The 13,813-nt window shown below is 71.0% G+C and carries 11 protein-coding genes; 5 read left to right on the top strand and 6 right to left on the bottom strand.

Annotated features, from left to right (window positions below):
* Window positions 1-127: 127 nt before the first annotated feature.
* From ACTIGN_RS31080 to ACTIGN_RS31090, 3 genes are all read right to left on the bottom strand, one after another.
* Window positions 128-1,912: a hypothetical protein gene (locus ACTIGN_RS31080; protein ID WP_439631280.1), complete on the bottom strand. Its 1,785-nt coding sequence runs from the start codon at window positions 1,910-1,912 to the stop codon at window positions 128-130.
* Window positions 1,909-3,237, bottom strand: coding sequence for a DUF1501 domain-containing protein (locus ACTIGN_RS31085; protein WP_439631282.1), 1,329 nt, complete (start codon window positions 3,235-3,237; stop codon window positions 1,909-1,911). Before ACTIGN_RS31085 ends, ACTIGN_RS31080 begins: the two co-directional genes overlap by 4 nt.
* A gap of 105 nt (window positions 3,238-3,342) precedes the next feature.
* On the bottom strand, window positions 3,343-4,980 hold the full coding sequence (locus ACTIGN_RS31090) for a DUF1553 domain-containing protein (protein WP_439631284.1): 1,638 nt from the start codon (window positions 4,978-4,980) through the stop codon (window positions 3,343-3,345).
* A gap of 385 nt (window positions 4,981-5,365) precedes the next feature.
* On the opposite strand from ACTIGN_RS31090, the gene ACTIGN_RS31095 reads away from it, so the two are divergent.
* Window positions 5,366-7,999 (top strand): tetratricopeptide repeat protein, encoded by a 2,634-nt coding sequence (locus ACTIGN_RS31095; RefSeq protein WP_439631286.1) that lies wholly within the window; start codon window positions 5,366-5,368, stop codon window positions 7,997-7,999.
* 18 nt (window positions 8,000-8,017) lie between these two features.
* Here the strand turns inward: ACTIGN_RS31095 and ACTIGN_RS31100 are convergent, their stop codons facing one another.
* On the bottom strand, window positions 8,018-8,383 hold the full coding sequence (locus ACTIGN_RS31100; protein WP_439631288.1) for a hypothetical protein: 366 nt from the start codon (window positions 8,381-8,383) through the stop codon (window positions 8,018-8,020).
* Between the two features lie 93 nt (window positions 8,384-8,476).
* On the opposite strand from ACTIGN_RS31100, the gene ACTIGN_RS31105 reads away from it, so the two are divergent.
* The 4 genes from ACTIGN_RS31105 (at window position 8,477) to ACTIGN_RS31120 (ending at window position 11,340) form a co-directional block, all read left to right on the top strand.
* A complete protein-coding gene (locus tag ACTIGN_RS31105) occupies window positions 8,477-9,280 on the top strand; it encodes an alpha/beta fold hydrolase (RefSeq protein ID WP_439631290.1) in 804 nt (267 codons plus the stop codon).
* Between the two features lie 176 nt (window positions 9,281-9,456).
* Complete coding sequence (locus ACTIGN_RS31110; RefSeq protein ID WP_439631292.1) at window positions 9,457-9,876, top strand: hypothetical protein; 420 nt, start codon at window positions 9,457-9,459, stop codon at window positions 9,874-9,876.
* A gap of 119 nt (window positions 9,877-9,995) precedes the next feature.
* Window positions 9,996-10,943, top strand: a complete 948-nt coding sequence (locus tag ACTIGN_RS31115) for a sugar phosphate isomerase/epimerase family protein (RefSeq protein ID WP_439631294.1) — start codon at window positions 9,996-9,998, stop codon at window positions 10,941-10,943.
* A gap of 103 nt (window positions 10,944-11,046) precedes the next feature.
* Window positions 11,047-11,340, top strand: coding sequence for an FmdB family zinc ribbon protein (locus ACTIGN_RS31120; protein ID WP_439631296.1), 294 nt, complete (start codon window positions 11,047-11,049; stop codon window positions 11,338-11,340).
* A gap of 366 nt (window positions 11,341-11,706) precedes the next feature.
* Here the strand turns inward: ACTIGN_RS31120 and hemA are convergent, their stop codons facing one another.
* Together hemA and ccsA are read right to left on the bottom strand one after the other, a co-directional pair.
* Complete coding sequence (gene hemA / locus ACTIGN_RS31125) at window positions 11,707-12,981, bottom strand: glutamyl-tRNA reductase (protein WP_439631298.1); 1,275 nt, start codon at window positions 12,979-12,981, stop codon at window positions 11,707-11,709.
* A complete protein-coding gene (ccsA, locus tag ACTIGN_RS31130; RefSeq protein WP_439631300.1) occupies window positions 12,978-13,811 on the bottom strand; it encodes a cytochrome c biogenesis protein CcsA in 834 nt (277 codons plus the stop codon). Before ccsA ends, hemA begins: the two co-directional genes overlap by 4 nt.
* Between the last annotated feature and the right edge of the window lie 2 nt (window positions 13,812-13,813).

The following is a 13,813-nucleotide window of genomic DNA, read 5'->3' on the forward strand; positions in this document are numbered from 1 at the left end:
AAACAGCCGCGTAGGCCAGAAGAACTCGCACCCGCGGGACTATTTCGTGGGAGCATCGGCACCACTCACCCCCGCGGACGACGCCCCGAGCGCCCCGGGCCGCGGCGCGAGTCGGGCCGGCGCCGGGTCACTTCTTCTCGTCGGCCGGCTTCTGGACGGGGCGGGCCCTGGCGTCGAACGCCTCGGCCTCGTCGAGCCCGATGAGGCCGTCCCTGTCGGCGTCGATCGCGTCGAACTCGGCCCGCGTCCCCAGGAACTCCGCCCGCGACACGTCGCCGTCGCCGTTGCGGTCCATCTTGCGGAACCACACCGGCCCCTTCTGCGGCACAGCCACCTGGTTCGGGTTGAACCGCGGGTTGCCGCCGAACTGGGGGCTCGCGAGGTACCGCTCGATGGTGCGGGTGAGCCGCAGCGTCACGGTCGGGGTGATCGCGGCCCGGGTGACCGCGTCGCCGGGGCCGGGGTCCAGGGGGGCGAGCCGGTCCCACGTGGTCCGCAGCTCCCGCACGCCGATCCGCCCGTCGCGGTTCTCGTCGAGCAGGTCGAACAGCGTCGGCGTTTGGACCGACGGCGTCAGCGCCATCGCGGCGCTGCGGAACGAGTCCTGGAGGTCGAAGTAGGCGTCGAACTCCGGCTTCGTGAGCCGCCCGTCGGCGTCCGCGTCCATCCCGTCGAACAGGGTCCGCAGGAACTGGAACGGGACCGCGTTCGGGCCGGTCAGGTCCTTGTCGAGAACGTGGTCCTTCCCCTTGGCGGCCTGCTGGAACAGGTACCCGTACTGGGCCTTCGTCGCGGCCTGCTGGAACCCGGCCCCGGTCGTCTGCGCCGAGAACTCGACCGGCTGGCGGCCGACGCGGACGACGAGGCGGGCCGGGTCCACCTGCTTCACGACGAACCCGCGGGCGTTCGCGTCGGCCCGGGCGGTTGCCAGCTTCGCGGCGCACTCGGCCGCCTTCGGGGCCAGCGACAGCGACACCTCCAGGTCGGGCGGGCCGGTCCGCCAGGCGTCGACCTCCTCGCCGTCGAGCTTGCCGCTGCCGTCCGCGTCGAGCCGGGCGAAGGTGGCCGCGTCGAACGCGGCCTCCTCGCGGGTCAACTCGAAGTCGCCGTCGGTGTCGTACTTCTTGATGACCTGCTGGGTCAAGGTGCCGGGGACGCGGGCCGGGTCGAACGTCTGCACGACCTGCGCCGCGGGGTTGGCCGGCGCGGCCGGGAAACCGTTGGGTGGGACGCGGACCGGGCGGGCGAACTGGTTGTTGACGGCGTTCGGGACGAGTTCGGTCTGGCTCAGGCACTCGTCCTCGTCGGCGTCGAGCGTGGCGAGGAGCTCCTCGGCCCCCTTCACCTCGTCCCGCGTGAGCTTGCCGTCGCCGTTGGCGTCGAGGAGCTTGAAGAGCGCCTCGGTCACCGCCCCGCCGTTGGTGTAGTCCGGCTGGGCCGGCTGCGGGCGGACCAGGCCGGCCGACGACGCCCGGTAGTACGCGAGGTACTCGTCGAACGAGACCGCCCCGTTCTTGTCGGCGTCGAGCCGGGCCAGGGCCGGCCGGTCCTGCGGCGTCGGCTGGTAGAACCCGCTCTGGAGCGCCTGGTTCAGCCCGGCGTCGGAGAAGATCAGCCCGGCCTCCTTCTCGTTGAGGGAGCCGTCCCGGTCGCGGTCGAAGAACTCGAACGCGGCCCGGAGTCGCTCCTGCCACAGTTGCGCGACGGGCCTGCCCTCGCACAGCACGGTGACCCGGACCCGGACCGGCCGCGTCGGCGACAGGACGACGACCTCCTGCGCGTCGGGCACCGCCCACGGGAGCGGCCTGCGGGCCACCTCGCGCGGGGCCGGGGCGGCCTCGGGCGCGGCGACCACGCCGCCGGCGAGGAGGGCCAGCGAGGACAGGGCGGCGGTGCGGATGAGCGTGTTCACGCCACGACCTCCGTGATCGGGTTGCAGGGCTTGTCCACGATGCGGATCGGGCGGCCGACGTTCGACGGGTTGGTCTTCTCGTAGTCGATGCCCAGCGCCTGGCACAGCGTCGCGAGCAGGTCGAGCGTGGTCGTCGGCCGGTCCTCGACGGTCGTGCCGTCCTTGCTCGTCTTGCCGACCGCCTGCCCGCCCCTGATCCCGCCGCCGGCGAGCACGGTGCTCCAGGCGTTCGGGTAGTGGTCGCGGCCGCGGCCCTGGTTGATCTTCGGGGTGCGGCCGAACTCGCCCATCCACACGATGGTGGTCGTGTCGAGCAGCCCGCGGTCCTTCAAGTCGTCCATCAGCGCGCCCCACGCGGCGTCGAGCGACCCGCACAGGTTCTTGACCTGGTCGAAGTTCTGGGCGTGCGTGTCCCAGTTGCCGAGCGACACCTCGACGAACGGGACGCCCCTCTCGACGAGCCGCCGGGCCAGCAGGCACCCCTGGCCGAACAGGCCGCGGCCGTACTTGTCGCGGGTCTTCTCGGCCTCGGTGGAGAGGTCGAAGACCCGCGCCCCGTCGGACCGCATGAGGCGGATCGCCCGGTCGTAGGCGGCGGCGTGGCTCCCGGCCATTTGCCCGGGGCGGCCCGCGGCGAAGTCCTCCTGCGTCTCGCGGAGCAGGTCGAGCCGGACCGACGCGGTCGTGCCGTCGATCTCCTTCGGCTTCGCCAGGTCGGCGACCTTCAGGGCGTCGTCCACCATGTTCCCCGGGACGTTCGAGTTGAACGCCTGGTTCTCGCCGACGACGAGCGGGGCGTGGACCGGGCCGAGGAACCCGGGGCCGAACGCCTCCTGGGCGAAGAACCGCTGCGGGGCGATGCTCAGGAAGTTCGGCAGCTCGGCCCGCGGGTCGCCGAGCTCCTTCGAGACCAGCGCCCCGATGCTCGGGTACTGGATGCCGGCCGCCCCGGGGAGCTGGCCGGTCCGCATCAGGTACGTCCCGCGGGCGTGGTCGCCCTCCTTCGTGGTCATGCCGCGGAGGACCGCCAACCGGTCGCCGTGCGCGGCGATCTTCGGCAGGTGCTCGCCGATCTTCAGCCCCGGGGCGGAGGTGCCGATCTCCTTGAACGGCCCGCCGTTCTCGTGGCCCGGCTTCAGGTCCCACAGGTCGATCGTGCTCGGCCCGCCGTTCATCCACAGCAGGATGCACGACCGCTTCGGCTTCGTCTTCGCCTGCTCGGCGGCGCGGGCGAGCTCCCCCATCCACCCGGACATCGACACGGCGGCGCTGACCGCCCCCGCCCGGAGGAAGTGCCGCCGGTGGAGATCGCGGAACATCGACATGGGGGAACTCCGTGCAGGGGTGGGTCTTCAGGCGGGCCGGGAGCGTAAGCGACCGGAGTTCGTCGTTGCTCCGGTCGCTTACGCTCCCGGCCCGCCCGGGTTGGGTCAGTGGTTGAACAGGAACTCGGGGCTGTTCAGGAGCACCCAGAACACGTCGGCGAGCGCCTTCTTCGGGTCGCCGCTCGGGCCGCCGCGGTCGACGTAGCTGGCGAACTTCTCCAGCTCCTCCGGCGACGGGTTCCGGGCGAAGGCGTTCAGGAAGAGTGCGGTGACGCGCTGCCGCGAGTCCCACCCGGGCATCTCGGCGATCGCGCCGAGCACCTCGCCCTTCTCGATGCTGGTCACGTCGGTGACGAACTGGCCGTTCATCAGCATCAGGGCTTGCAGGATCGTGGTGTTCGCTTCGGTCGCCCGCTCGTTCGACGCGAACCGGTTCAGGAACGCGCTCCGCGGGTTGCCCGGCTGCGCGTTGAAGTTGAACTGGTTCTGCCTCATTAACCCGGGCTCGCGGTGGCCGGTGGCGGCGACCATCGAGTCGAACAACTGGGCCGGGGTCAGCCCCTTGAGGCTCATCCGGGCGAACCGCCGCGGGTCGGACTGGCTCGGGTGCGTCGTCTTGCTCGAGAGCTGGTACGCCCGCGACCGGGTGATCCCCCGCACCAGCGCCCGGTTGTCGAACTTGGCCCCGACGAACGCCCGGCCGAGTTCCTCCAGGAGCGCCGGGTGGCTCGGCGGGTTGTTGTCGCCGGGCTCGTCGACCGGGTCGAGGATGCCGATCCCGAAGAAGTGCGCCCACATCCGGTTCACCGCGTTCTGGGCGAAGTACGGGTTCTCGGGCCGCGTGAGCCAGTCGGCCAGTTCCTGCCGCGGGGTGCGGTCGTCGGTCCACTCGGGGCTGGTGCCGTCGAAGAACTTGGCGACCACCTGCTTCTGCGTGTTCGCGATGGTGATCCGGTTTTTCCTCCCCTGCGGCGGGAGCGGGCCGACGAAGCTCGGCGCGGCGGCCGGGAGCGGGCTCGCCTCGGCGAAGAACGCGGCGAACTCCCAGAACTGCTCGCGGGTGTACCGGGCGAACGGGTGGTCGTGGCACTGGGCGCACTCGAGCCGCACCCCGACGAACAGCCGGCTGACCGCGCTGCCGAGGTTCTCGGGCCGGGCCTCGTTGGCCTGGTAGAACCCGACGAGGTTGGCGGCGTCCGGGTCGGTCCCCGTCGGCTGCACGAACCGGAACATCGGGTTCTGCGCGTTGACCGCGAACGGGACGGTGAGGACCCGGCGGGCCACCTCGTCGGCCGGGGTGTTCTCGCGGTACCGCGCCCGGAGCCAGGTCTCGAACTGGACCCCGGCGCCGGCGAGCTGGAAGTTCGAGGTTGTTTGGGGCAGCCACGCGGCCCGCGTGACGGCCGCGAAGTGCCCGGCGTGGGCCGGCAGGGTCAGGAGCCGGTCGACCAGCGCGGCGCGCTTGTTCGGGTCGGTGTCGTCGAGGAAGTCGCGGGTCTCGGGGGCGCGGGGGGCGCGGCCGATCAGGTCGAGGTACGCGCGGCGGACGAACTCGGCGTCGTCGGTCCGGGCGGCGGGCCGGATCCCGCGGGCCTCCCAGTCGGCGAGCAGGTGCCGGTCGATGATCGCGGCGATGGCGTTGGCCGGGTCGGCCCTGGGGGCCGGGGCGACCTCGGCGGCACTAACCGCGGGCGGGGCCGCGAGTGCGGCGACGGCGAGAACGAGCCGGAGACGTGGGGACATGGGGTCGATCTCCTACCGGCCGAGAGGCTCTCGATCTGGGAGCAAAGACGGACTGTTCATCCGATCCTAACGTGACCGTTGCGTAACAAGGTCGCAACGCGATCTCCGATCGCCCAACCGGACCCAGGGTTCGCACCCGGAGGCCCAGGGTTCGCACCCTGGGCTACGCACTGTCGTCCCTCCGGGACTCCGAGCATTTAGCCCCCGGAGGGGGCGGCAGTCCGTAGCCCAGGGTGCGAACCCTGGGTCGCGTGAGTGCCAACCCTGGGCCTCCGGGTGCGAACCCTTGGCCTCCTGGGGTTGCCTGAACTACCCTTCCGACGCCGGCCGCTTGCGGGCGTTTCACCCGCCCGGTACGGTGAACGGACTCCCCGAGGTGCCGCCGATGCTCCTGCTGCTGACCGCCGCTGTCGTACTCCAGCCGAAGGCCGACTACCCCGCACTGCGGCAGCGGCTCCTGCGCGGCAACTACGCCGAGGCCCGCACCGGGTACGAGGCGCTCCTCCAAGAAGATAAACCGGCCGCCGCCGCGTTCGTTGGACTGGCCCGCGTCCACCGCGAGACCGGCGAGTACGCGAGGGCCGCCGACGCACTCGACGCCGGGCTGAAGCGCTACTCCGGCGACGCGACGCTCCTCGCGCACCGGGCCGACCTCGCGCTCTCACTGGGCAAGTGGGACGACGCGGCCGCCGACGCCGAGGCCGCCATCAAGACGGACGAGAAGAACTTCCTCGCCCGGTGGGTCCGGGTGCGGCTCCTCCGCGACCGGGGCGACGTCGCGGCCGCCGAGAAGGAGGTGCGGTGGTTCGTGAAGGCGTACACCGACGCGAGCAACGCAGAAAAGGACATCACCGACCCGGACCTGCTCCTGATCGTCGCCCAGGCCGGGGCCGAGAACGCCCGGTGGAACAACAAGCCCGAGCAGTTCCGGTTCATCCTCAACGAGGTGTGCGGCGACGCCGCCAAACACGACCCGGACTTCTGGCCGATCGAGGCGTTCGCCGGCCGGCTCCTTCTGGAGAAGCACAACCGGGCCGACGCGGCCGAGGCGCTCGACAAGGCGCTGAAGCTCAACCCGTCGGCCGTTCCGGCACTCGTCGGGAAGGGGCTCCTCGCCCGCGAGGAACTCGACGCGGTCGCCGCCGGCCGGTTCGCGGACCTCGCGCTCAAGGTGAACCCGCGGCACCCCGACGCGCTGCGGCTCAGGGCCGACACGCTGCTCGCCGAGGGCGACACGGCCGCCGCCGAGCGGCAACTCCTCGCCGCGAAGCTCGTGAACCCGCGGGACGAGGCGACGCTCGCGCGCCTCGCGGCGATCGCGCACCTTCTCCGCAAGCCCGAGGCGGTCGCGGCCATCGAGAAGGAGGTGCTCGCGTTCGACGCCAAGCCCGGCGTCTTCTACGCGGAACTCGCCGAGGTGCTGGTGGCCCGCAAACAGTACCCGCGCGCCGAGGAGTGCTTCAAGAAGGCCAGCGAACTGCGGCCCGACCTCGCCGCGCCGCGGGCCGGGCTCGGCCTGCTGTTCATGCAACTCGGCCGCGAGCCCGAGGCCAAGGTCCAGCTCGACGCGGCGTTCAAGGCCGACCCGTTCCACGTCCGCGTGTCGAACGCGCTCAAGGTGCTCAAGCACCTCGCGGCCTACGAGACGTTCGAGACGCCGCACTTCGTCATCAAGTACGACGCGAAGGCCGACGCGGTGTTCGCGGCGTGGCTCGGCGAGCACCTCGAACTGTGGCACGCCGAGTTCACCAAACTTTACGGCGCGGCCCCGCCCGGGAAGTTGCTCGTGGAGGTGTTCGCGACCCGCGAGATGTTCAGCGGCCGCGTGCTGTCGCTCCCGGGCCTGCCGGGCGCGGCGCAGGGCGCGAGTACCGGCCCGCTCATCGCGATCCCGTCGCCGAAGGTGGACGGACGGGCCGCGGCGTACAACTGGGCGTCGGTCGCCCGGCACGAACTCACCCACGCCTTCAACCTGACGCAGACCGGGTTCCTCGTCCCGATCTGGCTCACCGAGGGGCTCGCGGTGAAGGCCGAGCGGTCGCGGCGGTTCGACACCACCCTTCCCCTGCTCCGCGACCGGCTCGCGGCCGGCACCGCGTTCGACCTCGACACCATCGGCCGCGGGTACCACAACTTCGGCCAGCCGTCGGACGTCATGCTCGCGTACCACCAGGGGCTGCTGTACGTCGAGTACATCGAGAAGACGCACGGGCCGGAGGCGGTCGCGAAACTGCTGGACGCGTACAAGCTCGGGCTGACCACCGGCGACGCCCTTCGGCGCGCGTGCGGGGTCGAGAAGGAGGCGTTCGAGAAGGGCTACCGCGAGTTCCTGCGCACGCAGGTGAAGGGGCTCCCGCGGGCCGAGAAGGTGGTCCCGTTCGCGGACCTGGAGGCGGCGCACAAGAAGGACCCCGGCGACCCGGACGTCGCATCGCGACTCGCGGCCGAGTACGTGCGGCGCGGGAAGGCGGCCGACGCTCGGAAGCTCGTGGACGCGGCGCTGGAGAAGGAGAAGGGCCACCCGAACGCGTCGCTGGTGAAGGCCCGGCTCCTCCAGCGCGACAAGGACACACCAGGCGCGCTCGCGGTTCTCGAACTGGCCGCGAAGGAGAACCCGGACGACACGCGGGTGCTGCTGGCGCTCGGCAAACTGGCCCAGGAGGCAAACGAAACCGAGAGGGCCGTTGCGGCGTTCGAGAAGATCCGGGCACAGGCCCCGGCGGACACCGACGTGCTCGAAGCGCTCGCGAAGATTTACGCCTCAACGGGCGCTCGCGACAAGCTGATCTCGGTGGTCACGGAAGTCGCCGGCCGCGCCACGGACAACCTCGCCGTGCGGCTCCAGCTCGCGAAGTTGTACCAGGACGCGGGTAACCACGCGAGGGCCGAGGAGTGGTCCCGCGAGGCGCTGTTCGTGGACGTGAGTAGCGCCCCGGCCCGCGAGATCCTGGTCGCGGCGCTCAGGGCGCAGAACAAGGCGGCCGAGGCCGAGAAGATCGAGAAGCGGTACGCGCCGTGAAGCGGAGCGAGCCGCGACTCACCCGCGGCGGTCGCGGGCGCGGTCGAACCCGGCCCACGCGGCGTCGCGGACGGCTTCCCACGGGAGCCGGTTCTTCTGCGACGACCACTCCGACCGCAACTGCGGCTCCGTCTCGACGAACGACTTGCCCGCACTCCACCCGTCGGCGCGGACGCCGAACCGGAACGCCTCCAGGAGCGCCTCGCGGTCGGCCGGGTCGCCCTTGGCGACGAGGTACTCCGACGCCCACCCGTCCACGACGCCGTCGGCGGCCATGCTGCCGATGCCGGTCCCGTCCTTCGGGCCGTCCAGTCTTTGTGCGGCCTGGAGGATGGGGAGTTCGTCCGTGCCGCTGCCTGATATGCTCTCGGTGACCGTGTTCATGCAGCACCTCGCAGAGTGATTGAGTATAGGGTATGCAACCGCCGTGCCGCGGCACCGGAGTTGCACTGTGAGCCGCGGCACTGGAGACCCGAAATGAAGACGCTCGACCTCCCCCACCGCGGGCTGCGGCTGGCCTACGACGACGTGGGAACCGGCCTTCCCGTGGTGCTGCTCCACGCGTTCCCCTTCGACCGCGAGATGTGGAGCCCCCAGCACGGGCCGCTCTCGGTGCTCGACGTGCGGGTGCTCGCCCTCGATTTCCCGGGCTTCGGGCACTCCACGGCGGGGAACGATCCGTTCACAATCGAGGGGGCGGCCGACGTGGTCGCCGACTTCCTCGCGGCCCTCAAGATCGACCGCGCGGTGATCGGCGGCCTCTCGATGGGCGGGTACGTCGCGATGGCGTTCGCCCGGAAGTACCCCGAACGGGTCACGGCCCTTGTGCTCGCCGACACGCGGGCGGCCGGCGACGACGACGCGACGCGCGAGAACCGCGACAAGGCGATCGCGGCCGTGAACGCGGGCGGCGCGGCGGCGTTCGCCGAGTCGATGATCCCGAAGCTGCTCTCGGAACAGACCCGGACCGGTCAGCCGCAGGTGGTCGAGTTCGTCCGCAAGGTCGCGACCCGGCAACCGGCCCCGGCGGTGACCGCGGCGCTGGAGGCGCTCCGGGACCGGCCCGACGCGACCCCCGGGCTGGCGGGCGTCACGCAGCCGACGCTCGTCCTCGTGGGCGAGTTTGACGCCGTCACGCCCCCGCTGTCCGCGGCGCGGCTCGCCGCGCACGTCGCCGGGAGCGACCTGGCGCACGTCCCCGAGGCCGGTCACCTCAGCAACGTTGAGAACCCGGACGCCTTCAACGCGGCGGTCGCCAAGTTCCTGAAGAAGGTACTCTGAATGGGAGTTTCGCGGTCCGTGTTTCAAGTTTAACGTTGGGCGCGAGGGCACAGGCCGCCGGGGCGAACTTCGAACTGGAAACGTCAAACTCGGGCCCCGGCACCGCGTGTTGGCACTCGATGTGCATTGCCTCGGGCGACACGGGTCGAAACCCCACAACCAATCCCGAGGCGAACATGCCCATTCTCACTCAACCCTCGTTCGGGCCGCGCACCGCGCTGATGTACGTGACCGGCGGCACCCTCCTCGACGTCTGGACCCTCGTGTGGTACTTCACCCGCGACCACGAGTTGACCCGGTCGGAGCAGTTCTGGGTGGTGGGCCTGTGCCTCACCGGGCTGACGTTCGTGGTCCTCGGGCTGTTGCTCGGGCCGCTCGGCCGCTCCGCCCGGCAGGCGGAAATGCCGCCGGCGGAGGCAATGCCGGCCGAGGCCGCCATCCAGCAGACCGCGGCGGCGAACCCGCCAGCCGTGGCCGCGGGGGTCGCGGCGCACGGCGCGGCCGTCCCCGGGGCGCCCGCGATGGCGGCGCCGCCGGCCGGGGTGATCCCGCCCCCGCCCGCCGGTGCCGTGTTCACGCAGCCGCGGGTCGGCTGACCCTTCCCGCCCGCGGGACCGCACCGCCAGCCGCCCCCGGGTCCCGGGGGCGGCTTTCGTTTGCGCGCCGCCGGAGTACAATCGTGGTGTCACCCCGTTGGTCTCTCCGGAGCTCCCCCGTGTCCCACCTGTCCCGTCGCGCGTTCCTCGCCACGTCCGCGGCCGCCGCGGGCGCCGCCCTGTCCCCGCGGCTCGCCCGCGCGGACGCGAAGGCCCCGCTGTTCCAGATCTCACTCGCTCAGTGGTCGCTGCACCGCGCGTTCAACGCGAAGGGGGCCGACAAGCTCGACCCGCTCCAGTTCGCCGCCATCGCCAAGAAGGACTACGGCATCGAGGCGGTCGAGTACGTCAACCAGTTCTACAAGGCGAAGAAGGCCGACGACGCCTACCTGAAGGAGCTCAAGAAGGTCGCCGACGACAACGGGGTCAAGAGCGTCCTCATCATGTGCGACGGCGAGGGGAACCTCGGCAACCCCGACGAGAAGGGGCGCGCGCAGGCCGTCGAGAACCACAAGCGGTGGGCCGAGTGGGCCAAGTTCCTCGGGTGCCACAGCATCCGTGTGAACGCTGCCAGCGACTGGAAGAAGGGGTTCGAGGAGACGCAGAAGCTCGCGGCCGACGGGCTCCGCAAGCTCACCGAGTTCACCGCGACGCTCGACGTCAACACCATCGTCGAGAACCACGGCGGGCTGTCGAGCCACGGCGAGTGGCTGGCCGGGGTGATGAAGCTGGTGGACAACAAGCGGTGCGGGACGCTCCCGGACTTCGGCAACTTCAACATCGGCAAGATCGAGAGCGTCAAGGAGACGGCCTACGACCGGTACAAGGGCGTCGAGGAGCTGATGCCCTACGCGAAGGGCGTGAGCGCCAAGACCCACGACTTCGACGAGAAGGGCAACGAGACGAAGACCGACTACCGCAAGATGCTCGACATCGTCCTGAAGAAGTTCAAGTACACCGGGTTCATCGGGATCGAGTACGAGGGCGGCAAGCTGAGCGAGCCGGACGGCATCAAGGCGACCAAGAAGCTCCTGGAGACCGTGCGCGACGAAATGGCGAAGGGCTAACATGCGGTCGTCAGGTTCGCACGTCGTCAGGTCATCAAGTCGGAGCCGGGGCGTGTGACCTGATGACCTGACGACGTGCGAACCTGACGACGGGGGACTTGCGATGCCGATTTACCTGTACGAAGTCGTGCGGCCGGACGGCTCGGGCGGCGAGCCGTTCGAGGTGCTCCAGAAGATGGCCGACGCGCCGCTGACGAAGCACCCGGAGACGGGCGAGCAGGTGCGCCGCGTGTTCGGGGAGCCGAACGCCCCGCGGGCCTGGACCGACACGCAGGGCAAGGCGGCGGTGAGCGACAAGAACCTGGCGCAGAAGGGGTTCACGAAGTACGTGAAGACCGGCGACGGGAACTACGAGAAGGCCGTCGGCACCGGCCCGAAGGAGATCCGCCGGAAGTGAGGCGTCACGGGGCGGGCGTGTCGAGCAGGTACGGCGGGGGCGCGGCCACGGTCACGACAACCGTTCGAGTGCGTCACGAACTTGTTGATCGGTTTCGGTCCCGGGCCACCGGCCTTCGACCATCTCGGAGAGCGTTCGTCCGGCGGGGACGTCGGCAGGTGGCGGTGTGAGCCCGAACAGCCGGCGGCGTGCTTCCTCGGCCGCAGCAGCGAGCCCGGCGAGCCAGGCGAGTTCCCCTTCCAAGTTGGACGAGCCGGGGGCCGTCGGTTCGAGTGGTTGAGTCGCGCCTGCCATCTCCACCTCCAGGGATGTCACTCCATTCTACATTCTACCCGTGCTTGCACGCCACGGAACAGGAACTGCGCGTCACCCGTTCAGCCCGAACAGCTTCATCAGCGCCTCGCGGAGCGTGCCGCCGCGGCCGGCGCGGCTCTCCTCGTTCAGTGCCGCGATCGGCCCGTGCAGCAACTTGCTCTGGAACTGCCGGAACGCCACCTCGATCTGCTCCATCTCCGCGGCCGTCAGCCGCCCCTTCAGCTTGCCCAGCAGCGGCGACACCATCGACTCGCGGAGCCGGTCCACCTCGGTCGTGAGCCGGCCGATCACCGGCCCGTCCTTGCGGCGGTTCCAGTCCTGTACGAACTTCTGCACCTCGGCCGCGACGATCGCCTCGGCCGCGGGGAGGTGCTTGCGGCGCGCGGCCGCGGCCTGGTCGGCGACGCGGTTCAGGTCGTCCACGTTGAACACGCTCACCCGGTCGCCGTCGTGCAGCCGCGGGTCGAAGTCGCGGGGCACGGCCATGTCGAACACGACGAGCGGGCGGTTCCCGCGGCGGGGCCTCACCTTCGCGTCGAACCACCGCCGGTCCACGATCGGCTGCGGCGCGCCGGTCGTGCTCAGCACGATGTCGGCCTGCACCAGCGCGTCGTCGAGGTGCTCCCACGGCACGACGTGCCCGCCGTACTCGGCGGCGAGCGCCGCGGCGCGCTCGGGGCTGCGGTTCGTGACGAGCACCCGCGCCGGGTTCAGCTCGCGGATGTGGTTGAGCGTGAGCCGGCCCATCTCGCCGGCCCCGATCACCAGCACGGCCTTGTCGGTGAACGTGTCGAACACCTCGCGGACGAAGTCCACCGCGGCGCTCGACACCGAGACGTGCCCGTCGGCGATCTTCGTTTCCGTGCGGACCCGCTTCGACACGCGGGTCGCGGCCGGGAACAGCGCGTTGAGGAGCGGGCCGGTCGCCTGCGCCTTCTGGGCCGCCTCGAAGGCGTCCTTCACCTGCCCGGCGATCTGCGTCTCGCCGACGACGACGCTGTCGAGTCCGGCGGCGACGCGGAACAGGTGGTCGACCGCCTCGGCGTCGCCGAGTTCGTAGAGCTTGCCGATGATCGCCTCCGTGGGCACCCCGTGGACCTCGGCGAGGAACTCCGCGACGAGCGCCCGGTGGACCGCGGCCTCCTCGTTGGGCCGGGCGAGGTACACCTCGACGCGGTTGCAGGTGCCGAGCACGACGGCCTCGGCCCCGTACCGGGCCGGCAGTTCGGCGAGCGCGTAGGCGAGTTTCGCGGCGTCGAACGCGAGCTTCTCGCGGAGCTCGACGGCGGCGGACTCGACATTACAACCGATCGCGCGGAGGTTCACGACCCACCTCCGGCCGCGAACGGGTGCGCGGTGCCGAGCGCCGCCAGCATGAGGAGGAACGCGCCGATCGAGAGCCACGCGAGCTGCCGCGGCGGCACGCTCGACCCGTACCGGAGGTACGTGAGCACCAGGAACACGACCCAGAGGGCGGCGGTGGTGAGCACCTTGGGTGACAGCCAGTTGTCACCGAGCGAGTGGTCGTGCCGCAGCAGGAGCGTGCCGACCAGCAGCCCGACGGTGAGGAACGGGAACGCCCACATCACGGCGTGGCGGTTCATCCCCTCCAGCCGTTCGAGGCTCAGGAGCGGCACCCCGCGACCCGGGTTCACCTTGTTGCGGAGCCGCCGGGACTGCACGAGGTACATGGTGCTGGCGACGAACGCGACGCTGACGCCGACCGCGGCGAACAGGATGAGGGTGCCGTGGACCGCCCCCCAGAACCGCTCGCCGCTGGCCCACGCCGGCACGCCGAGGTCGAGGCTCGGGTTGTCGGACGTGAACAGCGCGTACGACATGGCCACGAGCAGGAGCACCACCGGCAGCACGAACACGGCCCACGCCTGCTTCGCGTGGTTGAAGCTGCCGATGAAGTAGAACAGCGCGAGCACCCACGCGAGGACGAGCAGCGACCCGGACGGGGTGGCCGGGTCCGGCTTGTGGACGAGGATGTAGAACGTGTGGGCCGCCAGGCCGGCGACGCCGAACGCCAGCGCGCCCGCCCGCCACGCCGCCGCCGGCCGCGCGACGCGGCCCAGTTCGAGCAGCAGCGCGACGAGGTAGCTGAGCCCGAAGCAGGCGTGGTAGATGCCTTTGAGCAGAATAGCCGTCATCG

The sequence above is a fragment of the Gemmata sp. genome, from assembly GCF_051859125.1.
Lineage (GTDB): Bacteria > Planctomycetota > Planctomycetia > Gemmatales > Gemmataceae > Gemmata.